The organism is Marinobacter sp. 1-3A, from assembly GCF_016597775.1.
In the GTDB taxonomy this organism is placed as follows: domain Bacteria; phylum Pseudomonadota; class Gammaproteobacteria; order Pseudomonadales; family Oleiphilaceae; genus Marinobacter; species Marinobacter xiaoshiensis.
This window is the reverse complement of the sequence record NZ_VCGZ01000001.1, coordinates 102,801-125,405: the sequence shown is the minus strand read 5'-3', so window position 1 is coordinate 125,405 and position 22,605 is coordinate 102,801. Positions and strand designations below refer to the sequence as shown.

17 protein-coding genes are annotated in these 22,605 nt (G+C 53.9%); 13 read left to right on the top strand and 4 right to left on the bottom strand.

The window, feature by feature from the left end:
* The first annotated feature begins 1 nt into the window (after position 1).
* The 6 genes from FE848_RS00575 (at position 2) to dinG (ending at position 8,206) form a co-directional block, all read left to right on the top strand.
* Positions 2 to 1,123 (top strand): beta-ketoacyl-ACP synthase III, encoded by a 1,122-nt coding sequence (locus FE848_RS00575; RefSeq protein WP_200200802.1) that lies wholly within the window; start codon positions 2 to 4, stop codon positions 1,121 to 1,123.
* Positions 1,124 to 1,187: 64 nt separating this feature from the next.
* Positions 1,188 to 1,976, top strand: coding sequence for a VacJ family lipoprotein (locus tag FE848_RS00570; RefSeq protein ID WP_227715062.1), 789 nt, complete (start codon positions 1,188 to 1,190; stop codon positions 1,974 to 1,976).
* A 29-nt stretch (positions 1,977 to 2,005) separates the two neighbouring features.
* Positions 2,006 to 3,496 carry a DUF3336 domain-containing protein gene (locus tag FE848_RS00565; RefSeq protein WP_200200801.1) on the top strand — a complete coding sequence of 497 codons (1,491 nt, stop codon included), beginning with the start codon at positions 2,006 to 2,008 and terminating at the stop codon, positions 3,494 to 3,496.
* 100 nt (positions 3,497 to 3,596) lie between these two features.
* Positions 3,597 to 5,276 carry an ExeA family protein gene (locus tag FE848_RS00560; protein ID WP_200200800.1) on the top strand — a complete coding sequence of 560 codons (1,680 nt, stop codon included), beginning with the start codon at positions 3,597 to 3,599 and terminating at the stop codon, positions 5,274 to 5,276.
* Positions 5,277 to 5,279: 3 nt separating this feature from the next.
* Positions 5,280 to 5,969 (top strand): general secretion pathway protein GspB, encoded by a 690-nt coding sequence (locus FE848_RS00555; RefSeq protein WP_200200799.1) that lies wholly within the window; start codon positions 5,280 to 5,282, stop codon positions 5,967 to 5,969.
* Positions 5,969 to 8,206: an ATP-dependent DNA helicase DinG gene (gene dinG, locus FE848_RS00550; RefSeq protein WP_200200798.1), complete on the top strand. Its 2,238-nt coding sequence runs from the start codon at positions 5,969 to 5,971 to the stop codon at positions 8,204 to 8,206. The genes FE848_RS00555 and dinG overlap by 1 nt, the downstream gene beginning before the upstream one ends.
* A 243-nt stretch (positions 8,207 to 8,449) precedes the next feature.
* Here the strand turns inward: dinG and FE848_RS00545 are convergent, their stop codons facing one another.
* The gene (locus tag FE848_RS00545; RefSeq protein WP_200200797.1) at positions 8,450 to 11,200 is read right to left on the bottom strand and encodes a LuxR C-terminal-related transcriptional regulator; all 2,751 of its coding nucleotides are present in this window, start codon (positions 11,198 to 11,200) and stop codon (positions 8,450 to 8,452) included.
* Between the two features lie 252 nt (positions 11,201 to 11,452).
* On the opposite strand from FE848_RS00545, the gene cysB reads away from it, so the two are divergent.
* Positions 11,453 to 12,430 (top strand): HTH-type transcriptional regulator CysB, encoded by a 978-nt coding sequence (gene cysB, locus FE848_RS00540; RefSeq protein WP_200200796.1) that lies wholly within the window; start codon positions 11,453 to 11,455, stop codon positions 12,428 to 12,430.
* 29 nt (positions 12,431 to 12,459) lie between these two features.
* Here cysB and FE848_RS00535 read toward each other — a convergent pair whose 3' ends face one another.
* The gene (locus FE848_RS00535; RefSeq protein ID WP_200200795.1) at positions 12,460 to 13,182 is read right to left on the bottom strand and encodes a phosphoadenylyl-sulfate reductase; all 723 of its coding nucleotides are present in this window, start codon (positions 13,180 to 13,182) and stop codon (positions 12,460 to 12,462) included.
* Between the two features lie 241 nt (positions 13,183 to 13,423).
* On the opposite strand from FE848_RS00535, the gene thrH reads away from it, so the two are divergent.
* Entirely contained in the window at positions 13,424 to 14,038 is a 615-nt protein-coding gene (gene thrH / locus FE848_RS00530) for a bifunctional phosphoserine phosphatase/homoserine phosphotransferase ThrH (RefSeq protein WP_200200794.1), read from the top strand.
* Positions 14,039 to 14,093: 55 nt separating this feature from the next.
* On the opposite strand, the gene pabB is transcribed toward thrH, so the two are convergent.
* The gene (pabB, locus tag FE848_RS00525; RefSeq protein ID WP_200200793.1) at positions 14,094 to 15,497 is read right to left on the bottom strand and encodes an aminodeoxychorismate synthase component I; all 1,404 of its coding nucleotides are present in this window, start codon (positions 15,495 to 15,497) and stop codon (positions 14,094 to 14,096) included.
* Positions 15,498 to 15,683: 186 nt separating this feature from the next.
* Here pabB and FE848_RS00520 point away from each other — a divergent pair, with 186 nt between their 5' ends.
* Positions 15,684 to 16,277: a hypothetical protein gene (locus FE848_RS00520; RefSeq protein WP_200200792.1), complete on the top strand. Its 594-nt coding sequence runs from the start codon at positions 15,684 to 15,686 to the stop codon at positions 16,275 to 16,277.
* A gap of 176 nt (positions 16,278 to 16,453) precedes the next feature.
* Positions 16,454 to 17,317: a DUF6160 family protein gene (locus tag FE848_RS00515; RefSeq protein ID WP_200200791.1), complete on the top strand. Its 864-nt coding sequence runs from the start codon at positions 16,454 to 16,456 to the stop codon at positions 17,315 to 17,317.
* Positions 17,318 to 17,483: 166 nt separating this feature from the next.
* Here the strand turns inward: FE848_RS00515 and FE848_RS00510 are convergent, their stop codons facing one another.
* Positions 17,484 to 18,050, bottom strand: a complete 567-nt coding sequence (locus tag FE848_RS00510) for a hypothetical protein (RefSeq protein ID WP_200201280.1) — start codon at positions 18,048 to 18,050, stop codon at positions 17,484 to 17,486.
* A 364-nt stretch (positions 18,051 to 18,414) separates the two neighbouring features.
* Between FE848_RS00510 and FE848_RS00505 the strand changes: the two genes are divergently transcribed.
* The 3 genes from FE848_RS00505 to FE848_RS00495 are packed head-to-tail and all read left to right on the top strand — an operon-like array spanning position 18,415 to position 22,596.
* On the top strand, positions 18,415 to 19,446 hold the full coding sequence (locus FE848_RS00505) for a DUF58 domain-containing protein (protein ID WP_200200790.1): 1,032 nt from the start codon (positions 18,415 to 18,417) through the stop codon (positions 19,444 to 19,446).
* Positions 19,443 to 21,572: a transglutaminaseTgpA domain-containing protein gene (locus FE848_RS00500; RefSeq protein ID WP_200200789.1), complete on the top strand. Its 2,130-nt coding sequence runs from the start codon at positions 19,443 to 19,445 to the stop codon at positions 21,570 to 21,572. Before FE848_RS00505 ends, FE848_RS00500 begins: the two co-directional genes overlap by 4 nt.
* A complete protein-coding gene (locus tag FE848_RS00495) occupies positions 21,565 to 22,596 on the top strand; it encodes a DNA polymerase III subunit delta' (RefSeq protein ID WP_200200788.1) in 1,032 nt (343 codons plus the stop codon). Before FE848_RS00500 ends, FE848_RS00495 begins: the two co-directional genes overlap by 8 nt.
* The last annotated feature ends 9 nt before the right edge of the window (positions 22,597 to 22,605 follow it).

The window sequence follows — 22,605 nt, the reverse complement described above, 5'->3', positions numbered from 1 at the left end:
CGTGATTAAAGCCGTCATTAGCGGAACCGGCCTGTACACACCGCCGGCAACCATCGATAACGATGAACTGGTCGAAGCCTTTAACCAGTATGTCGAAATGTACAATTTGGAACATGCGGATGCCATTGAGCGCGGTGAAATAGAGGCTTTGCAGCCGTCGTCTTCAGCGTTTATAGAGAAAGCCTCGGGTATAAAGCGTCGGCATGTCATTGACAAAACGGGCATAATTGATCCGAAACGCATGGCTCCCTACATCCCGGAGCGCAGCAACGACGAGCAATCCGTTCAATGTGATATGGCGGTTGTGGCCTGCAACGAAGCACTGGCTCAGGCCGGCAAGACGGCTTCTGATGTAGATGCGGTTATCGTTGCCTGTTCCAACTTGCAGCGCGCCTATCCCGCTGTCTCTATTGAAGTCCAGGCTGCTTTGGGTATTGAAGGATTCGCCTACGACATGAACGTGGCATGCAGCTCAGCAACGTTTGGCTTGCAGGCTGCAGTCAACTCTGTAGAAAGTGGCTCAGCTCGGGCGGTGCTGGTTGTAAGCCCGGAAATCTGTTCTGGCCACCTTAATTTCCGTGAGCGGGACAGCCATTTCATTTTTGGTGATGCCTGCACGGCGATTTTGGTTGAGCGGGAAGAAGATACCCAGCCCGGGCATGGCTTCGAGATTCTTGGCACTCGCCTGAAAACGACCTTTTCCAATAATATCCGGAATAATTTCGGCTTCCTGAACCGGGCGGACGAATCCGGTATTGGTAAACCTGATAAACTGTTTATCCAACAGGGTCGTAAAGTATTCAAGGAAGTGTCGCCACTGGTAGCCGAAACCATCCAGAGCCATCTGGATAGTCTGTCACTTGCGCCAGGCGATCTGCGCAGAATGTGGCTGCATCAAGCGAACCTGAACATGAATCAGCTTATCGCCCGCAGGGTGCTTGGCCGGGACGCAACGGAAGATGAAGCCCCGGTTATCCTTGATGAATACGCTAACACCAGTTCAGCAGGCTCCATCATTGCCTTCCATAAGCACAAAGACGACCTGATATCCGGTGATACGGGTGTTATATGCTCCTTCGGTGCAGGTTATTCCATTGGTAGTATAGTAGTGCGCCGGCGCTGATGGCTTTTGCAGCAGCGCTTCGGGGCTGCTGCAAACGCAAAAGTCGACAATCCAAGAGTTGAGCATGACAAAATTTTCACCCCGGGGCTGGCTTGCTGCCATGCAACTCGCGGCAGCTTTCGCACTGGTGTTTTTCGCAGGCACCGCCACGGCACAGAGCGCGGCGGAGCCGGCACCTGAGGGCGCGCGTGCCGTCAACCCGCAGGACCCCTACGAGAACTGGAATCGCAAGGTTTATACATTCAACGACACCATTGACCGGTGGGCGTTGCGCCCTGTGGCACAAACCTACCGCACCTTTACGCCGGATATTGTTGATCGTGCTATCACCAACTTTTTCAACAACCTGTCCGAAGTAAGGAATTTCACCAACAGCATTTTCCAGCTGAAGGGTGAATCAGCCATTGTTGCTGCTGGGCGCTTCACTTATAACACGGTGTTTGGTCTGGGTGGGTTGATTGATGTTGCAACGGCATTTGATCTGCCGGAACGTCCAGAAGACTTCGGCCAAACCCTGGGGTACTGGGGTGTTGGCTCTGGCCCTTATCTGATGCTGCCATTCCTCGGGCCATCCAGCCCTCGGCATTTTAGCGGGTTGGGTGCAGATGGTTTTGTATTGCCGTCTCTGTGGGATAATGTGGATAGCCCGTATAATTACTATGCACGGGGTGTTCAGATTATCGATAAGCGAGCAGACCTGATACCCGCAGAGGGGTTCGTCTCGGGCGACGTTTATATCTTTGTCCGTAATGCTTTCTTGCAACGTCGCGAGTTTCTGATTAACGACGGCATGGTTACTCAGGATCCATTCGCCAGCGAAGATGATGACGACCTGATGCTTGACGACTTCTGACTCGGACATCTGGCTCAAGGAGAGGCGCGGTGCTGAAAGATCCAAGGATTAGTAAATTCCGCAAGATGCTGGCTGAGGCACCGAATTATGAGGTGTGGAAGGCAGCGGCTCTCGAGCTGGACTTTCTGGAAGGTAATGCCGAGTGGAAAGAGGATTTTGTCTCAGAACACTACCATTACGAATTGCTGTATGACCGCCTGAGCAGTATCAAACAGTATCGCCAGCAGAATGATTTTGAACGCCTCAAGCGCGCATTGCGAGAAGGGCTCCATCATGACCTTGGCAATATGGGCAACCCGGCGCTTTACACACGCTCCCGGGTTGGTACCAAACATCTGATTGAAGAGTACATTGCGCAGGCTTGCGAAGCCCTGGATTTTCTGTGCGACCACCCGGTGCCCGGCTTTCCGGTTGCTGACAAACTTCAGTTTTTTCGCGACACCCTCACGAGTTATGGTCGACCCACACTATTGTTAAGTGGTGGCGCCAGCCTTGGCATGTTTCATTTTGGGGTTATCAAGGCGCTATGGGAGAGAGGGCTGCTGCCGCAGGTTGTTACAGGCTCCAGTGCTGGCGCAATTGTTGCGGGCATGCTGGGCGTGCACACAGACGCTGAAATCCCCGAGATGCTGGTCCCGGAGAACCACAATCTGAAAGCCTGGAAGTGGCGCGGCATAATCAGTGCCATGCGCGGCGAAGGTTTGATGGATCAAGAGCAGTTGCGCACTTGCCTGCGAACTAACATCGGTGAGTACACGTTTGAAGAGGCTTACCAGCGTACGGGCCGATCGATTAACATGAGTGTGTCGCCGGTGCAGGCTCACCAGAAGGCCCGACTGTTATCCGGTTACACCTCGCCTTATCTGATGGTGTGGAGCGCTGCGCTAGCCAGTGCTGCGGTACCGGGTATATTCCCTCCGGTTACCCTGATGAAAAAAGATCTTCAGGGTCAGGCGCTGCCTTACATGCCAAGGCTCAAGTTTGTGGATGGTTCTGTTGTGAGCGATCTGCCCATTGAGCGGCTGATGCATCTTTATGATGTGAATTTCACTATCGTCAGCCAGACCAATCCCCACGTAGTGCCTTTCTTGAACGATCGGGGTACAGACGACAAGCTGTCTTTGGCCAGACTGCCGTTGCACTTGCTCAAATCCGAGATCCAGTTTCACGGGCAGGGAGTGTTCGATTACCTCCGTAAGCGCGCGCGCCCTGAACTGTTGCGACAGGTTTCCGGCCATATGTACACGATCATGGCCCAGCGATACTCCGGAGACATAACCATTGCGCCTACCTATGGGTTCAAGGATTACACCCGAATGCTTGCCGATCCCAACCCGGAGTTTGTGCGGGAAATGACGCTGGCCGGAGAGCGCGCAACCTGGCCTAAAATTTCAATGATTCGCTCCCACGCGCGTATCTCCAAAACCCTGGAGCGCTGCGTTCGCCGCCTGAAACAACAAAATCGCCGAAGCGTTGCAGATCTCAGGCTGATAAACAGTGCTGATTCCGGAACATCCTGAGATGACAGGCCTGCGAGGCGGGCGGTATGATACGCTGCTAAAGAGCCTGGCCCGGTAATAGGCCGATCAGCCCAGCGCCTGAGTATTAGACTGGACGCCCATGTATTACGACTTCTTCGGCTTCAGAGAGCCACCGTTCTCGATTGCGCCTGATCCCCGCTACCTCTATTTGAGCGAACGTCACAAAGAGGCGCTTGCGCACCTGATGTATGGTGTTCAGGGGCAGGGTGGCTTTATTGTGATCACCGGCGAAGTGGGTACGGGCAAAACCACGGTGAGCCGGTGCTTTATCGAGAATGCGCCGGCCCATGCAGACATCGCCTTGATTCTGAACCCCCGGCTTTCTGCCCGTGAATTACTTTCCTCAATTTGCGACGAGCTGGAAATTGCTCACCCGGCCGGCGCCACCATCAAACAGATGGTGGATTTGATCAATAAGGACCTGCTCAAGGCTCATGCAGCCGGCCGGCACAAGGTTCTGATGATCGATGAGGCCCAGAATCTGTCTGCCGATGTACTGGAACAACTGCGCCTCCTGACCAACCTCGAAACCGCAGAAAAAAAGCTGCTGCAAATTGTGTTGCTGGGCCAGCCTGAGTTGCAGCAGATACTCTCGCTTCCAAAACTTCGACAGTTGAACCAGCGGGTAACTGCGCGCTATCACCTGGATGCCATCAACCGTGATGAACTGCCGGCCTACCTCAGCTACCGACTTGGTGTGGCGGGCATGCGCGGCGATGTGTTCGCACCCGCGGCAGTTCGTAAACTTTATCGGTTGAGCAATGGCATTCCTCGCCTTATTAACCTGATCAGCGATCGTGCATTGCTGGGCGCCTACGCCGAGGGTGAGCATGAAGTGTCGCCTGCACATATACGGCAGGCTGCGAAAGAAGTTGGAGGCAGCAAAAATATAGGGCCTGGTCCAACGAGGATGACAGGCAAACCGGATCTACCCGGCATTCTGTTGGTCGCGGCATCATTACTGCTTGCTATCGTGAGTACCTATTGGGTCTACAAGCAGTGGTCAGGCCCGGATGTGATATCTGAGGTAGACGCAGCCCCCGCTCAGCTTGTCGGTACTGTGCAGCGTGAAGACCCGCCGGAGATCCAGTTGGCACCAAAAGATGAAATAGAGCCATACCCGATTCCAGTATTCAGGTTCTCTGATCAGGCGGTGAGCTTGTCTGAAGCATTTCGTGGGCTGTTCGGTATTTGGGGCTTGGCGTACAACGCACAGGAATCGCCAATTGCCTGTGAGTTTGCTCGCAGCTCGGGTCTTGATTGCCTGGAGCGTCAGGGTAGTCGTCGTAGTCTGGCGTATCTCGACAGACCAGCCATGCTGATGCTTCAGGATGATAGCGGCAACCGGGGTTATGTAGTGCTGCGACACATTCAAGGTGATGTAGCGGAAATAGTGATGCCTGAGGGCTCGGCGGAAGTATCATTTGCCAGCATTGAGCCCTTCTGGTTCGGTGAGTACCGCGTGTTGTGGCAACTTCCGGATTACGTAACCTTCCGCACCGATGCCAGAGACGTCGCCGGCGAAGAAATGTGGATTGGGGTTCGCATGATGGAACTTGCGGAGACCTACGGTGAATCGCCTGCAGATGTGGCCAGAATCAAACGCATGACAGCGCAACAGCAGGTGCGCTGGTATCAGTCGTTAAAGGGGCTCACGGTTGATGGTATTGCCGGCGCTATGACCGTCATTCAGATCAACAGCGACCTTAATGCAGATGTTCCGAGGCTGATGATCAAAGAGCCTGAGGGGAAGGGATAGAGTATGTCCTACATTCTTGATGCGCTCAGGAAGTCTGAAACTGAGCGTCGCCAGGGTAAAGTCCCGGATCTTGGGCAACAGGTGCAATTGATACATCGCCCCAAGAAAAAGCGTACACCCCTGATGGTGTGGGTGGTGCTTGCACTGTTTGTGAATGCCGGAGTGCTGGCTGTTATATTCTGGCCGAAACCGGCAGTGGAGGCTGTACAAAAGCCAACCCCCAAGCCAGGGCCAGAGTTGGCTGTAAAACCAGCGCCAGCTGCTGAAGTATCAGAGCCAGAGCCAGTAGCCCAGCCTGAACCCGCCCGGGTTGTTGCTCCCCAGCCGGCGGCTTTGGTCAACGAACCAATAGCTGAGCCTGAACGCCAGTGGCCTGCCATTATCACTCCGTCTTTGCGCCAGCAGCGTGAGCCGCCGGATGCGGCCCGGAATGGGCCCAAAGAGCGTGTGCCACACCTTGTTGAATTACCCCTGTCATTTCAGAAGAGTATCCCGGACCTGATGTTTAACAGTCATATCTATTCAACAGATCCATACGCCAGCCGGGTGATGATTAATGGCCACTATCTTGGCCAGGGCGATGCCTTCTCCGGGATCATGGTAGAAGAAGTGACGGAGAACGGCGTTATTCTTAGCAAGCAAGGCAGAAGCTTTCGCGTGGGTATCGTCCGCGACTGGGTGAGCCCACGCTAATGGCACTAACCGAGGACGTAAAACAGCAGATTCAGCAAGCCTATCGAGATGTGTTGGCCGGCAAAGGGGTGCGCGCCCGTTATGGCCAGCGTCTGATGATCGCCGAAATCGCTCGATATATGGGCGAAATTACCGATAACGACGGTCAGCGCACCTCTGCTCCAGCGGCCTGTGTGGTTGAGGCTGGTACGGGTACTGGTAAAACACTGGCCTACCTGATTGCAGCTATTCCCATAGCTCGGGCTTTGGGCAAAACCCTGGTGATCTCCACTGCTACCGTGGCATTGCAAGATCAGATTGTTCTGAAAGATCTGCCGGATCTTAAAAAACACAGCAAAATGAATTTCAGCTGGACCCTCGCCAAAGGCCGTGGCCGGTATTTGTGTATGTCCCGCCTGGAATCGCGATTGCACGATGAGGGCAATGGCGACAGCGATACCATGCCTCTGTTTTTGCTGGATAGCCCAGGAACCGAAGAACCAGGAACCCGGGCGTTTTTCGAAGAAATGCTGGCAAGCTATGGCTCCCGCAAATGGGACGGCGACAGGGATCACTGGCCTGAGCAGATACCCGATGACGTTTGGCGCCAGGTAACTACCGATCATCGCCAGTGCACGAACCGGCACTGCAGCTATTTCGACAGCTGTGCATTTTTTGATGCTCGCAAGGATCTGGATGAAGTGGATATCGTGGTGGCCAATCATGATCTCGTACTTGCTGACCTTGCGTTAGGTGGTGGTGCAATACTTCCTGAGCCAGAAAATGCGCTGTTCATCTTTGATGAAGCCCATCACCTGCCAGATAAAGCGCTGAATCACTTTGCGGCGTCTGTTCCGTTGAACTCAACACGCCAATGGCTTAAACAGCTATCCCAAGCGTTAGTAAAAATTCAGCCCTACCTTTCCCCGGCTACTCAAGCCGCTAAATCGGTTGAGCGCATAAGCACCGCCTCGCGGGATGTTGACCTCATACTGGCCCGCGTTTATGAGGAGGCCGAACACAATACCGGCTGGGAATTCAATGAAGAGCGCCGTTCTGCACAATGGCGATATCCCGAGGGTGAGCTGCCCGACGCTCTGGCGGAGCTGGCTGCTGAAAGCAGAATCGCTACGGCCAATCTGGTGCGTCACTTGGGCGCGTTGGCGGATGAACTGCAAGGTGCCTTTGATGAACGTAAGCAACACGAGATAGACAGGGACACTGCCGAAGCCTGGTACCCGGTAATTGGCGCATTCCACAGCCGTGCCGAAGATCAGTTGCGGCTTTGGGCGGCCTGGACTGAACAAACCGGATCACCAAAGAAAACCACGGAAAGCGAGCAGGGTGCCAGCGAAGGCTCACCAGAAAGCATCCCGGAAGATTCCACTAACGGGCCGGAACCGAGGGGCCGAATCTACAAAAGCCCCCCTCCGGCACGTTGGAGTGTGCGGCAGCGTTGGGATCATGCGGAAGACATCACTCTGTTCAGCTCGCCAGTGCTTGCAGATAATCTGCTTTATTCGAGGCTGTGGTCGCGGGCTTACGGGGCTGTGTTAACCAGCGCCACACTGACGGCGCTTGGCCGCTTTGATCGCCTGCAGGCACGGGCCGGTCTGCCGGAAGCGAGTCGTTTGCTGGTGGTGCCCAGTTCTTTCCGGTACGCAGAAATGGCGACCGTTGAAGTGCCGGCCATGGCTTGCATGCCTACGGATGATGGTTTTGCCGAAGAGCTTATCAAGCGTGTACCCGAATGCTGGGCCGGTGAAACCGCTACGCTGGTGCTGTTCACCTCCCGTCGCCAGATGCATCAGGTTCGGGATGCCCTCGCGCCTGACTATCCGGATCTGATTATTACTCAGGATGATATGTCACGGGGTGAGGTGCTTCGCCAACACCGGGAGCGGATTGATGAAGGCAAAGCCAGCGTGTTGTTTGGTGTGGCCAGTTTTGCAGAAGGAATCGATTTGCCCGGCAAGTATCTGCACCATGTGGTGATCACTCGCTTACCCTTTTCTGTGCCGGACGACCCCATAGAAGCAGGGCTGGCAGAATGGATAAGCCAGCGCGGTGGTAATCCATTCATGGAAATTACAGTGCCAGACGCATCCATTAAGCTCGTTCAGGCGGTTGGCCGGCTGCTGCGAACGGAAGAGGATACGGGCAGGGTAACTATTTTGGACCGCCGCATTGTCGCAAGACGCTATGGACAACTACTGCTTGATTCATTGCCACCATTTCGGCGCATTATCGCACGCTGATCAGACAGAAAAGCGGCAAAAAAAGAGCCAGCCCGAGGGCTGGCTTTTTAAGGGGGCTTTCGCAAAAGCACTGCGTTAAATAACGCGTTACAAGAAGTCTGAAGGCCTGAAGTTTCAGAATTCGTAGTGAGGGGTTGCCTCACCGTGGAAACAATAATAAGGGAGTAGGGGGCGTAGCCGAATCGTCCAAAGGGCGTAGCAAGGTTAAAAACTTATCGCGCAGTGTGACGTGCGTCACAAGAATTACCCGGTGAGGATGCCTAGTTCTCGCGCTTTGGCCAGAGCTTCGGTCCTCCGGCCTACGTCCAGCTTGCCATAGAGGTTGCGTATGTGGGCTTTTACCGTGGCCGGAGCCACTCCCATGCGCACCGCAATATCCTTGTTCGCATAGCCTGCGTTGATCAGCTCCAGTACTTCCAATTCACGCTGACTCAGAGGTTCCGCAAGCTCCCGGGCGGGGCGGCTGGCATTGGTTTTACTGGCCATAGGCTGAGTCCCTGTCGCAGTGGCTGAACTCGGCTCACTGTTCGGGCTCAGAAGCATCTCAGTCAAGTTGCGCTGCCAGTTTCCGCCATTTTTCAAGGCAGGGGATTCAAGCAATAGCGCCTGTAACCGGGGGCTTTCTTCGGCAAATAGCCTTAAGAATCCGGCCTCTGCAGCGACACTCAATGCCCGTGCGAGCCGCTCCTGGCATTCTTCACTGCGATTTTGCTGGTCGAGAGCTTCGGCAGACACAAGTAATGCTTCAACAACGTGCCGGGTATGCTCGTTATGCATGGCAGCCGCCATCAATGCATCAAGGATTTCCAGCGCCTGTTGCGGCATACCCTCATCAACCAGCAGCCGCGCATAGCTGATGCTGTTTTGTTCACGGTTCAGCGGGTTGGTCAGGGTATGGCTCTGAACAGACTCAAGAATGGAGCGGGCCCGGGCGGCTTGCCCGGCCGCAAGATGACAGCGCGCAAATAGTGCAGAACTGGCGGGAGGTTCAAAGACAATATGCTCCCGGCGTTTACGGCCAACTTGCTCCGCGTCCGCCAGATACTCTATTGCTTCCTGATAGCGACCATCGCTGAAGGCCAGGTGCCCGCGAACATGCTGGATAATTATATGTTGTCCCGGCTCAGCCCCCTTGTTTACATGCTCAAGCAAAGGCTCCAGGTGGGCAGCTGCATCCCGAAGCTGATTTCGCTCCCGGAAAATTTCCGTCAGTGAGGCGCTTAGCCAACAGGAAATAAGCCTTGGCTGGCTAGGGTCTGCATAGTGTTGATCTACCCACTTTCGTACGTTGGTGCAGGTTTCCAGAGCAAGGTCCATATCGCCACGGTTGTACTGTATCCATGCGAGTAAACCACCGCTTGAAAGAACGGTGCTTGGCTTGCGCTCCACCTGTCCGTAATGAACCGCAGATTTCAGCGCTTCTTCGGCCCCTGGCAAATCACCTTTGCCGTAATCGTCGAGGCCTAGGCCATAGTAGGTTACGGATTTGAGGGGGATTTGCGTATGGTCTATTTCTGCAAGAACCTGGCGAGTCAGATCACTGGCGTTCTTGTCATCGCTGCGTGAGCGGGCAAGGTAGGAGCGTATCAACATTATCTCGCTTTGCACGCCAAGTGCGCCTTCGGCATCTGGAGCTGAATCAGCGACACGCTGATCAAGCAAATCTTCCACATTGGCCAGCAGGTGTTCCAGGTTATCGAGCCGGTTAGCGAAAAAGTGGCCCCAAACACGCAGCATTTGTAACTGGGGGCTATCTTTAATCTCATCTGCAGGTAGTTCATCGAGCCAGTTCAGGACCGGCAAGTGGTACCCCCCATGAATCAGGTTGTTTCCATGAGTTGCCAAAACCCTCGCCAGCCAAGGCCAGTCTTTGTTCTGCACAATTTGCGCAATGGCTCCCTGAACCTGCCCGTGGTCAAGCAACCACTCAACCGTTCGCTGCCAAAGTTGATGCGCCCGGGTGGGGTCGGCGTGGCCAATCCGATGCAGCAGTGCATCCCGAAACAGGTCGTGGTAACGGAACCACTCGTTATGATTGTCCAGAGGAATCAGAAACAGGTGCTGCGAAAGCAGGCTTTCAAGCATCTCCTGGCTGTTGTCAGTTTCACGAATTGAGTCGCACATTGACGCGCACAGCCGGGGGCAACAGGCAGTATCGAGCAGGAAGGCAACGATTTCATCTGGTTGCTTATCCAGCACTTCGCTGAGAACGTAATCGCTGATATGCCGTTCATCGATGCTCAGTGCAGCGGTGGGCGCGTCTTGTGCCACGCCCGACTTGATCTGCTCCAGGCCTCTGTCGCTGCCTGATAAAGCAGAAAGCTGCAGGGCCGCTACCCAGCCTTCCGTGCGTTGGCAGATGGCCTGCACGTCCTGGTCTGGAATGACCATGCCCATGGTGCTGTGAAAAAACTCCCGACACTCATCTTCCGAAAATGCCAGGAGTGCCGGGTGAATTTCCTGTACCCAACGTCGCACACGCCAACGAGCCAGAGGCAAGGGCGGTTCGGAGCGGGATATTAGCGTAACGGTCACACCAGCAGGGAGGTAGTCCACAAAGTAGCCAAACTGCCGGTGAACCCGGTCGTTGGCAGCAAACTGAAAATCATCCAGCACCAGAACCCAGGGGCCACCATCCGCAGCCAGGGCATTAACCAGTGCCGTGATCGCGCTGTTAATGCTGTCATCCGTGCTGCCGGAAAGGCTTTTTTGGCAGGGCTCAAGCCCCGTTAGACCCGCATGCTCGAAAGCGCTGGCAACGTATTGCCAGAAGCGCTGGGGGTCGTTGTCATGCTCATCCAGAGAGAGCCAGGCAATTGGCCCGGAGGTGCGCGCGCACCACTGGCTTACCAAGGTTGTTTTACCAAACCCTGCCGGGGCTAATACAAGGTTGAGCCGCTTCGGGTGGCCGGGCGCTAAAAGCGAGCTGAGTCGGTCTCGCTGCACGGCTCTGGGGTCGGTGGCTGGCCTTAGGAATTTGGTAGTTAACAGCATTGACGTCCTGTGTGCCGGAAATAAAGTTGTACCGGGATTGTGTGCTTTGTGTCTCGCAAGTCAATGGCTGGAGAAACAAACACCCGTGTTACAGGCTGCGCCGGCGAGATTTTGGTCTAAACTGAATCAAAGCGCCCATCTATACTTAAAAAGAATGAAAAGCGGTGCCGTTATGCGTATTCTTAGCTTCTGTTTCCCGTATACATCCACTTGCAGTCCGCCTAAGGCAAAACTCAGGGAGCGACAAAGCCCATGAAATTACAACAGCTGCGCTATATCTGGGAAGTTGCGCACCATGATCTCAACGTGTCGGCAACCGCCCAGAGTCTTTTTACGTCTCAGCCGGGCATTTCCAAACAAATACGCCTTCTTGAAGATGAGTTGGGGTTAGAGATATTTGCCCGCAGTGGCAAGCATCTCACCCGCATCACCCCAGGGGGTGAAATTATCGTTCGTGAGGCGGGTGAAATTTTACGCCGGGCAGAGGGAATTAAAAAGATCGCCCAGGAGTTCAGTAACCAGCGCAAAGGTGACCTGAGCATCGCCACCACTCACACTCAGGCGCGATATGCATTGCCGCCAGTTATCAGCGGCTTTATCGAGACTTACCCGGATGTGTCCCTGCACATGCACCAGGGTACACCCATGCAGATCTCTGAAATGGCAGCAACGGGCGCCGTTGATTTCGCCATAGCGACGGAAGCCATGGAGTTGTTCAACGATCTGATTATGATGCCGTGCTACCGTTGGAACCGCACGGTTATCGTGCCCAAAGACCACCCGTTGGCTAAATTACCTGAGCTGACGCTGGAAGCGCTCGCAGAGCACCCTCTGGTCACTTACGTGTTTGGTTTTACAGGGCGCTCCAAGCTTGATGAGGCCTTCAAATCAAAAGGCCTGACGCCCAAGGTTGTGTTTACCGCAGCAGATGCCGACGTAATCAAAACCTATGTGCGCTTGGGGCTTGGGGTTGGAATTATCGCCAGCATGGCGTTTGACCCTAAAACGGACCCGGACCTGGTTGCACTGGACGCAAAAAAGCTGTTCAGCGCGAGTGTTACCCGCATCGGTTTCCGCAAGGGTACATTCTTGCGAGGTTACATGTATGAGTTTATCCAGCGCTTCGCACCCCATCTGACAAAAGAGGTGGTTGATGCTGCTGTTGCGCGCCAGAGCAGCCGCAGCGAGATAGAAGCCCTGTTCAAAGATATAAAACTGCCAATTCTCTAAGCGCCTGGTCAACAATCAACCGCCAGTCCTTACTGGCGGGCGATCAGGTTTCCTGCATGAAGGCCACACTCTTTCTGTGTGGCTTCTTCCCACCACCAGCGTCCCTCGCGCTCGTGCTGCCCTGGTAACACAGGGCGGGTGCAGGGCTGGCAACCAATACTGACAAAACCTTTCTCGTGCAGCGTATTGTAGGGAGCTTCCGTCATGCGGATGTAGTCCCACACCTCTTTGGATGTCCAGTTGGCCAGGGGGTTAAACTTTACCAGTGCTTTGCCGGGACCAGAGAAAGTTGCGTCTTCTTGTACAACAGGAACCTCATTTCGTGTACCCGGGCTCTGATCCTTACGTTGGCCGGTAATCCAGGCGTCAACCCCTGCGAGTTTGCGCTTAAGCGGGTTTACTTTGCGAATCCCACAGCATTCGCTGTGGCCATCCCCAAAAAAGCTGAACAAGCCCTTTTGGTTCACCAGATCCTGCACTTCATTGGCATCTGGAAACAGAACCTCAATGCTGATGCCGTAATGTTTACGCACCCGTTCTATAAATTCGTAAGTTTCCGGGTGCAGACGACCGGTATCCAATGTGAACACCTTAAGGTTGTCCGTCAGCTTATGAGCCATTTCGATGAGCACCACATCCTCGGCGCCACTAAAAGAAATAGCGATGTTTTCATAGCGCTTGAAGGCAGCCTTCAGAATCGCCCTAGGGCTTTGATCGGCCAGTTCGTTCTGTAGATCGTGGATATTGCGCATAAAATACCAGTACCTGATGCGAGTTTTGTGCAGATTAGCACTAAACCTCTAATTCCATAAAGGAATGACCGTCTATATGGTTATAGCCAGGCGGGCAGGTAAGACCGGTAAATCTTGGTGTTTTCTTGGGATGCACGATGCTTTTTGCCCGGATATTTCTTATGATACCGCGTCTATAAAAGGGGGCAGGCCATGCTCTCATTCAGACTTAACACTTGAACCATTGAATCAGGAGATCACTGTGGAACTGGCATGTCTTGACCTTGAAGGCGTATTGATCCCGGAAATCTGGATCGCATTTGCAGAAAAAACCGGTATTGAAGAGCTCAAGGCCACCACCCGTGACATTCCGGATTACGATGTTCTGATGAAGCAGCGTCTGCGGATTCTGGATGAGCACGGATACGGTTTGCCGGCCATTCAGGAAGTGATCGGTACCCTGGACCCGCTGCCGGGCGCCCGTGAGTTTCTGGACTGGCTGCGCGAACGCTTTCAGGTGGTGATTCTTTCAGACACCTTTTATGAATTCGCCATGCCGCTGATGAAAAAGCTGGGCTACCCAGCGCTGCTGTGCCACAAGTTGGAAGTTGCCGAGAACGGCCAGATCACCAACTATCTGCTGCGCCAGAGAGATCCCAAGCGTCAGTCAGTGCGTGCTTTCCAGTTGCTGAACTATCGCGTGATTGCAGCGGGTGATTCCTACAACGACACCACCATGCTGGGGCAGGCGGAAGCAGGCATTCTCTTCCATGCACCTGAAAACGTGATCGAAGAATTTCCGCAGTACCCGGCCGTGCATGAATTTGAAGATTTGAAGAAAGAGTTCCTGAAGGCGAGTGCTGTTCACAGCGTTTGATTAAAATGTACGCCTGGAGGCCCTTGTATAAAGGGCCTTGGTTCCAGAGCGGCGTTCAGCCGCTCGGGGACAGGTTTTCCAGGAAATCCATCAGCGGTTTTACTTTGGTGAGGGTTTCCTGGTATTCGCTTTCCGGGTCTGAATCCGCAACGATTCCGCCACCGCCCCAGCAACGAATGCTCCCTTTCTCCTGAGCTTGTCCTTCAATCTCTTCTTTGTCACACAGCATGGTACGAATGGCAATATTGCTATCCAAAGTGCCATCAAGCCCCCGATAAAATACCGAACCGCAATAGGGCCCTCGCCAATGTGGCTCAAGCTCCCGAATGACTTCCATGGCTCGAATTTTAGGCGCGCCCGTTATAGAGCCACCGGGGAAGGCATCGAATAACACCTGCATGGGTGAAGCACCTTCCGCCAATTCTGCGCGAATGTGGCTAACCAGGTGATGGACATTTCTATAGGTCTCAAGGGCAAACAGGCTGTCTACGGATACAGAGCCTGCTGCAGCGTGCACACTCAGGTCGTTCCGCAGCAAGTCCACAATCATCAGATTCTCTGCCCGATCTTTCTCCGATGCCTCAAGCTCTGCTGCGTAGGCCTTGTCTTCCGACGGGATTTTACCTCGTGGCCGTGTTCCTTTAATCGGACTGGTTTTAACCGTGCGCCCGCGAATTTCAAGAAAACGCTCCGGGGAAATAGACAGGACTGAGCTGGAATTTACTTTCAGGAAAGCGCTATAAGGCGTCGGGTTAGCTTCAGCCAGCGCCTGAAATGCAATCCAGGGTTGTCCTTGATAACTACCCTGGAATTCCTGGGAGAGATTTACTTGGTAACAGTCGCCTGCGTTGATGTAGTCCTTAACCATGCTCACGCCGTTAATGAACTCTTGTGCAGGCTGGCGCGCCTTAAACGGCGATATCATTCTCCAGTCAGCGGTCTTTTCAGCCACGTTTTTGCTGGGTAGCGGCATAGCGCGCTGCCACCGTTGAAGGTTGCTGCAAACCCATTCGGGGCACTCCGGGTGAATCCATAGGTGATAGGTGTCGGTGGTCCGGTTGTGGCTTGCGGCCCAAAGGTAGAAACCCGCAAAGAGCAGGGGGGTTATAGGAGTGGGGCACATTGGTGCAAGACGGGGCTCTTTCAAGTACCCGAATTCGTAACTCAGAAAGCCCACCCAGCCACCTGTCAAATGGGCTTGAGATTCCGGTAGCGGAGTTTCGTAGCGCTGAACCATGCCCTCCATTTCTTTGGCTAGCAGGTGTGTGTCGAGCGCCTGGCTATGCCCTGAACTAACGCGCTTTGTGGAAATCGCACAGGCTGTAAACCCACTAAAGGACCCCCGGTTATTACCATTTCCAATGCTTCCCAAGTAGGCGAAGTCTGGTTGGTTGGCAGCGTGGGTAAGCAGTTGTTCGTAGTCTTCGCGACTTAGCGGCGAGGAAACAGGAAGTAGCAAATTAACTCCGGTTAATTGGAATAATGATACTCAGGCCACAAAATTTGCATTGTCGGACCTAGAAGGCGGCTGGTCTAATGAAAATACAAAAAAAACGAAGACTGCCTGCTCGGAACTGGAACGTCGCATTCTAGCCGAGTTGCAAGTCTTAGCGTAGAAGCTACCGCCAATAAAACAGGATCAATAATGACGTCTTATCTTGGAAAGTCGCTGCAAACCGCTCTTCTACTTACTGTGTTTTTTGCTGTTCCGGCCGCAAGCGCTGAGGAAGCGCCCCCTGCTGAACTAACCCCAGAGCAGGAAATGGCCATAAAACTGGAGCTGTCAAAATACGCAGTTCTTGGTCAGCAGCAAATACTTCATTTGACTGAGCAGGCGACCGATGAGTATACGGAGACTTTGGCCGACTCAGAGCCCAACATGCCGTCGGCCTGGATGCTTCTTGAGGATGGCGTCACCGTCAAGCGAATTAACATAGATGAGCAGGCAAAGGAGGCGCCGGCTCAGATTCGTATTCTTATGTATCGTGCAGCACTGAAGTCGCTGGCCCGTCGCGGAAAAATTCATGGGTCGGTGATTCTCTACACAGGGAAAATCCGTGAGGGTAGCGACGATGAGGCGTTGGTTATTGAGTTTGAGCATCGCTTGGGTATTTCTGGCAACAAGGTTGTTCCATACCAGGTAACGAATGGCCATGTGACCTATTCTGAGCCGGTTACTACTGAGAAGCCTTTTCAGATTTTCCATGACGGTAAACCCGAATCCGATGCTACCAACTGAAATGAGAGCCAGTCGCCGGTTCGTTACAGGATGTAAGCGTTGTGTTAGCGAACTGTGAATGGGGTCACGGACTAAGACTGTAAAACAATCTTAAATGGAATTGTGGAGTAGCGAATTCCACATCCAAAACTAAAAACTCAGTAAGAAAAACAAAACGAGTTTATAAGGAGAACAATATGAAAGGCCTGAAGAAAATTGCTCTGATCACTGCTATGGCTGCTGCCCCTTTCGCAGCTAACGCAGAACTGCAAGCCATGAACGATACCGCAATGGGCGACGTAACCGGTCAGGCCGGTGTCACCATTGAATTGGAAACCAAAGTGTCTATTGGCCAGTTCAAGTATACGGATGAAGGTTCCTTCGCCGTGAACGACATCGTTCTTGGTGGTGCTGGTGTTACTGCAATCGGTGCTGGCGCTGGCTTCGGCGATCTGTTGGATCAGCTCAAAGTTGACATCGACATTGCTGACGATGGCGATGCGGTTATTCACGTTGGCACACTTGATGGCAACCCGATCGATTGGGGTCTGAAAGTCGGTTCGATGCAGTTGTTGGCAGGTAATACTGGTACTGATAGCACAACTCTGATCTCGAATCTGAGCGGCTTCGGTATGCTGGCTCAGCTGGATATCAAGGTTGATACAGCTACTGATCACCTGAACCTGGTAGCAGCATTCGATGTTCAGAACATGAACTTCGATGTTGATTTCTTGGGTGTAGGTGTTCGTGGTCTGAAGATCACAGGTGCGGGCGCTGATGCTAATGCCATGGCTATGTATACAGCTAATGGCTATGACGTAGCAGCAATGACTCCTCAGCAGCAGGCGGTTTTCACAACATTTGCTAATGCTAACTTGGACGTTTACAAAGGTACCGGCCTAGGCGCCTCAACAGCAGTAGACGTACTCCGCATCGATGTTAACAACATCTTCATGGATGTGTCTGTTGCAAGCATCGAAATCGGCGGAGCTTCTATCGGTTCCGTTGCACTCGACAACGTAGCAGTAACCAACACCAAGCTGGCGGTATACGGTCACTAATCTGACCTGAACACCAGTAGTGTTAAAACGCCCCGTTCGTCGGGGCGTTTTTTTGTTTCCGGGAATTGAATAAAAGATCTGTGTAAGATTACAGTCAATAAAAAGCGGCCGCTTGAGAATACAAGCGGCCGTTTTTTTAAGTCCTTATTGAGCTTGGCAGAACTACCTACTGATCAGGCACCCTGATAGAAAGGTCAAACCCACCACCCGGTCTGGGTGTTAACAAAATGGGCCCTTCATTAATCCCTTGTGGAAGATGAATCTGATCAATACCCGGCGGATTGCCGATGGAGAAGTTCAGGTTCTGCCCGTCAAAACCAATACCCAGCTGATCGTTAAGAAACGATTGGGTGAATGGCTCATCCGGAATCTGCATCTGTTGGCCGAAGATCAGCGGTGGAATGTTCGGCGTAAAGTCTGCCTGGGGCTGGGCTCTTGCCAGCTCTTCCTGAGGGAGCAGTAGCGCTCGGCGCAGGAATTCTTCTTCAGCGCTAACCAAAGCATCCGATTGGCCTTCTTCGGTAAGCCGTTGCAGGCCTTCGCGGTAGGCTTCCTCTTCCGCTTCGGTAACAACTGGCTCACCTGGGGAAATGGTGAGAGAGCGGATAATGCGCTGGCGGTCGGCTTCCGATTTACGGCCTTCTCTGGGTACGACAATAACCGCAGAATCTTTAACGTAGGTGTCGACCATTTCATCGGAAGTCATGGACTGAACACCCCCAAACGCCGGCATCGCAGCTGCTGCAAGTGTCGCGGCAATGGCCGCTGCGATAGGGGTGGTGCTTATATTGGTACTTCTAATAAGACTGGCCACGCGGGGATAGTGCCCGCCTGGCAGGTTTAGGTGTTTCATAATCTGGCCTCTTGCTGCGATAAACTCAGGTACGAGGCGTGTCTGAGGTTACAGCAATCAGTACGCATCTCTCTATTAAGCAGTATTCGGGTTGTCCCGCTTCATTTCAAGGGTGCGGGTGTCAGTTTGTGATCAGAATCCTTGATTGGTCGTAGAGTTATAAAAGCGCTGCGATGCGGGTTAACATGGCAGTGAATGTTCGATGTGTTGAACTTATATCAATTTTTCCGGCCTCAGGGACATAATGAGCAGACTAATCCGCAGCCGCTGGCAGCGCTGGATCAACCGTCGAATTCCGCGCTCCGATGTCCAGCTACTTACCCAAAGAAATCTCTTCATCTTGCCTACGGCCGCGGGTGTGGTGTTCGGCGTGCTGTTGCTGATCATGCTGCTTACTGCCATTAACTATCAGAACAGTCTTATTTATCTGGTCACTTTTCTCCTTGGTGCCGTGTTTGTGGGTGCCATGCACCAAACCCATCGAAACCTTTCTGGCCTGGAGCTCACATTGGTCCAGGCGGGGGAGGGATTTGCGGGTGATGACATTCTTTTTCGCCTGCGAGCTGCCGCTGGCAAAGACGACGCCATAGCCATCATGCTTTCAGATGACGACACTCAGGTTCGCTTGGGTCATGTGCCATCGGGGCAATCAGCTGATGTGGCATTACCGGTGGTTTCTGCTTTTCGGGGCTATTTGCGACCGGACAGCATCCGAATTGAAACCCGTTTCCCCTTTGGTTTACTCAAGGCCTGGTCCTGGATGAGGCCGGTTTCAGCAGGCGTGGTGTTTCCTCGGCCAATAGCCGCGCCCGACGTGGTCAGTGCGGTGGACGATGGTGATCAATCGGCAAGTGCACGTTCTCCCGAGGGCAATGATCATGCTGAATTAAGGCCCTGGCGTGATGGGGATATGAGCCAGCGCGTGATGTGGAAGCGTTTTGCTCGCAGTGGGCAGATGGTGGTGGAGGATTGGGAGGCCGATAGAGGCAGCCCTCATTGGTTGGATTTTAATGCGTTTTCCGGCACTGACCACGAATTACGGCTCAGTTACTTGTCCTGGCTTGTGATTGAGCGTGGCAAGAGTGGGGCGCGTTTTGGTTTGAATCTGCCCGGCCAGGTAATAGAGCCAGACTCTGGCCAAGCCCATGCAACGCGTTGCCTTCGGGCGCTGGCGGTTTGGGGCCAGGAAAAGCCAAGGGATATGCAAGGCGCGCCCCACGGCACGCGCAGCAATACGGATTCAGGTAAGAAAGCGACGGCAGGGGCGAAGATATGAGTTTTTGGAGCCGGTCAACGCCGGAACCTGAAAAGCAAAGCGACAGCCTGCCATCCCGGGCGCTGCTCTGGTTGATGGCAAGCTTTGCGCTCTTGCTGTCGCCGCAAATTGAGCGGCTGCCCGTGTGGCTGATCCTTGTGTGTGTCGCCTTGGCAAGCTGGCGTTGGCTGGCTCAGCAAGGCCGAGTGCGTTTGCCGGGGCGCTGGTTGCGAACCGGGATTATGTTGGCGCTGATTGCAGTTTACCTGGTACGTGTGCAGGGGAGCTTTACCGTGGATACCGCGGCTTCGTTCTTTGTACTCACAGTTGGTTTGAAGTGGCTGGAAACCCGCACTGCCCGTGATTTCTATGTGCTGTTTTATATTCTGGTGTATCTGGCCACTGTGAACTTTCTGTTTCATCAGGAAATCCATTGGGCGCTGGTTAACATCGGCGCCATCGCCTTATTACTGATTGGCTTGCAGGTGCTCAATGCACCGGACTTGCCCGGAGGCATAAAAGCCGGCTGGCGCAGGCTGGCAAGCATGCTCCTTAAAGTGCTGCCGGTTGTTGTGCTGTTGTTTGTCTTCTTCCCGCGCATGGAGCCGCTTTGGAGTGTGCCTTTGGTTTCTGGTCAGGCCCGCAGTGGAATCAGTGACACCATGCGGCCAGGGGATATATCCAATCTTGCGCAAAGCAGTGCACGAGCTTTCAGGGTGACCTTTGGCGGCCCCATTCCAGCTCACCGGGACAGGTACTGGCGGGGGCTGATACTGGATACTCTCGATAATGGAACCTGGCGCCAGAGTGGTTACGAGCCTTTCCGGCGACCTGGCCGGGTTGATGTGGACGGCGGCATAGGTGAACTTGAGCCCGGGCAATACGATGTCTTGATGGAGCCAACGGACCAGCGCTGGGCGTTTGCGCTCGAAAATTCCGTAGCGGTTTCAGACAACGTGGTAAAGGAGTCAGGCGATCTGTTTCGCTTCCGCCGGCCTGCAGATAGCGCAGTTCGCTACAGATTGGCGTTGGGCGATTCAGGGGGGCAGGTTAGCGAAGCTTTAGAGCCCGGTGAGGTGCGTCGATATTTACAGTTACCGGCCTCGGGCAACCCGAGAGCCCGTGAACTCGCCGAGCAGTTAAGGCAGTCGACTGATGATATTGGCGTTATCCGCACGCTGCTTGACCGATTCCGGGAGCAGCCCTATTTCTATACGCTGCGCCCTCCAAGAATGCCGACCGACGGCATAGACAGTCTGCTTTTTGATGAGATGCGCGGGTTCTGCGCCCATTACGCGGGAGCCACCACATTTGTGCTGCGCTCGGCCGGAATTCCGGCAAGGGTTGTGGTCGGGTATCAAGGAGGCGAAAGCGGGGCAGGTAATGAGTACCTGGTTGTGCGCCAATACGATGCCCACGCATGGGTTGAAGCCTGGGTTGAAGGTGAGGGTTGGATTCGCCTTGATCCCACGGCTGCTATCTCACCAAGCAGAATCGAATCTGGCTTGCGCGAAGCAGTGGCCGACGAAGGGTCCTTCCTTGAAAACAACTGGGCATCTGCACAGCGGTATGGGAATGTGGCTGCAATAAGATGGATGAGCCAACAGCTTGATCGAGTGAATTATCAATGGCAGCGCTGGGTGGTGGGTTATCAGGGTCAAAGCCAATTGAACTTCATGTCCCGTTTGCCCGGTGGGTTCGGTATGAAAGAGTTAGGCTACCTCACCGCCGGTATTGTCGGCGCTGGCCTCTTGATAGCGGGCCTGGTATCGGCCTTGCAAATACGCAGAGGGCGCAGCAAGGACCGCTATATTCGTTTGCTGGATGGCTGGTATCAGCTGTGCGGGCGTGCGGGGGTGCCGGTGAGAAGTGGCGAAACTCCTGCCACTCTGGCTTCAAGGCTGGCGGCGGCTGAGCCTGCGGTAGCCGATTCGGCACGTCTTTTTGCCCGGATGGTTAACAGCCATTACTATAGTGCTGTATCGGCTCCTGGTTCTGCCAAAGGCGATAACGGCCAGCACCACGATGATGAGCTGAGGCGTTTGCGCCGATTGCTGAGTACTATGAAGCGGCAGCTTCGCAGGGCCGGCAAAGCTCAGCCGAAAATACCAAGCTCCAATGCCCCTTCAGGAAAACACAGTGACTGATATTGCCCTAGAAATGCCTTGGCTGCAGAAACTCTGGCAGATGATCCAAGGCCTTCTGTCTGATGGCAGGCTTCCCCATGCTTTATTGGTTACGGGGGAGTGTGGTGTAGGCAAGCGCGCATGGGCGGATGCAATTTCTGGCTTATTGCTATGTTCTGCGCCCTTGAACAAGGAGGCCGGAACGCCGATTGCCTGCGGCCAGTGCCGTCAATGCCAACTGCTGGCAGCATCAAGCCATCCGGATGTTCGGGTGTTTTCACCGGAAAAGTCCCGGATGATACGAATCGAGCAGATTCGGTCGCTCTCGGCGTTCGCAGTCTCATCACCGCAAGTTGCTGGTCGCAAGATTGCGGTAATTGATCGCGCCGACCAGCTCAACGTCAACTCTGCAAATGCCCTGTTGAAAACCTTGGAGGAGCCAGTACCGGACTTTGTGCTAATACTCCTGCAGGAAAGTGGTCGGCCCGTATTGCCCACTATTCGTTCCCGATGCCAGGTGTTGTCTATTTCACTGCCGTCAACGGAGCAGGCTGACAAGTGGCTAGCTGGCAAGGCTGCGGATATGGATGGTGACAAAAAACCATCTGCGGAGTTACTGGCAAAATCACTAATGCTGGCAGGTAATGCACCACGTCTGGCCCTGGAATATGCTACCGGTGAGTTTCCCGCGTTACGGGATGAAGCATTCGACAAGTTCCGTCAGTTCATGAGAGGCCAGGTGGCAGTAGCGGAAGCCGCAAAGGCATTCAAGGCGCTGGGGCTGGAAGATATGTTGTGGTTGTTTGAAGGCTGGGCCGCAGATTTGGCGCGGTTATGCGCTGGAGGCAAAGCGAGCGACCATGAAGCCGGAGAAATGCTAGGGTTTCTGGCCAGCAATAACCCGGCCTGGCGCGCCCACGATCTGTTGGACAAAATTCGGGAGGCTCGCATGGCTGGTGTATACAACGTAAACCCCGAGCTTGAGGCCAGCCGATTGCTGATTGCCTGGCGCGAGCTTATGCCCACAAAGCGTCGTGCGTCCTGATTACGCTTT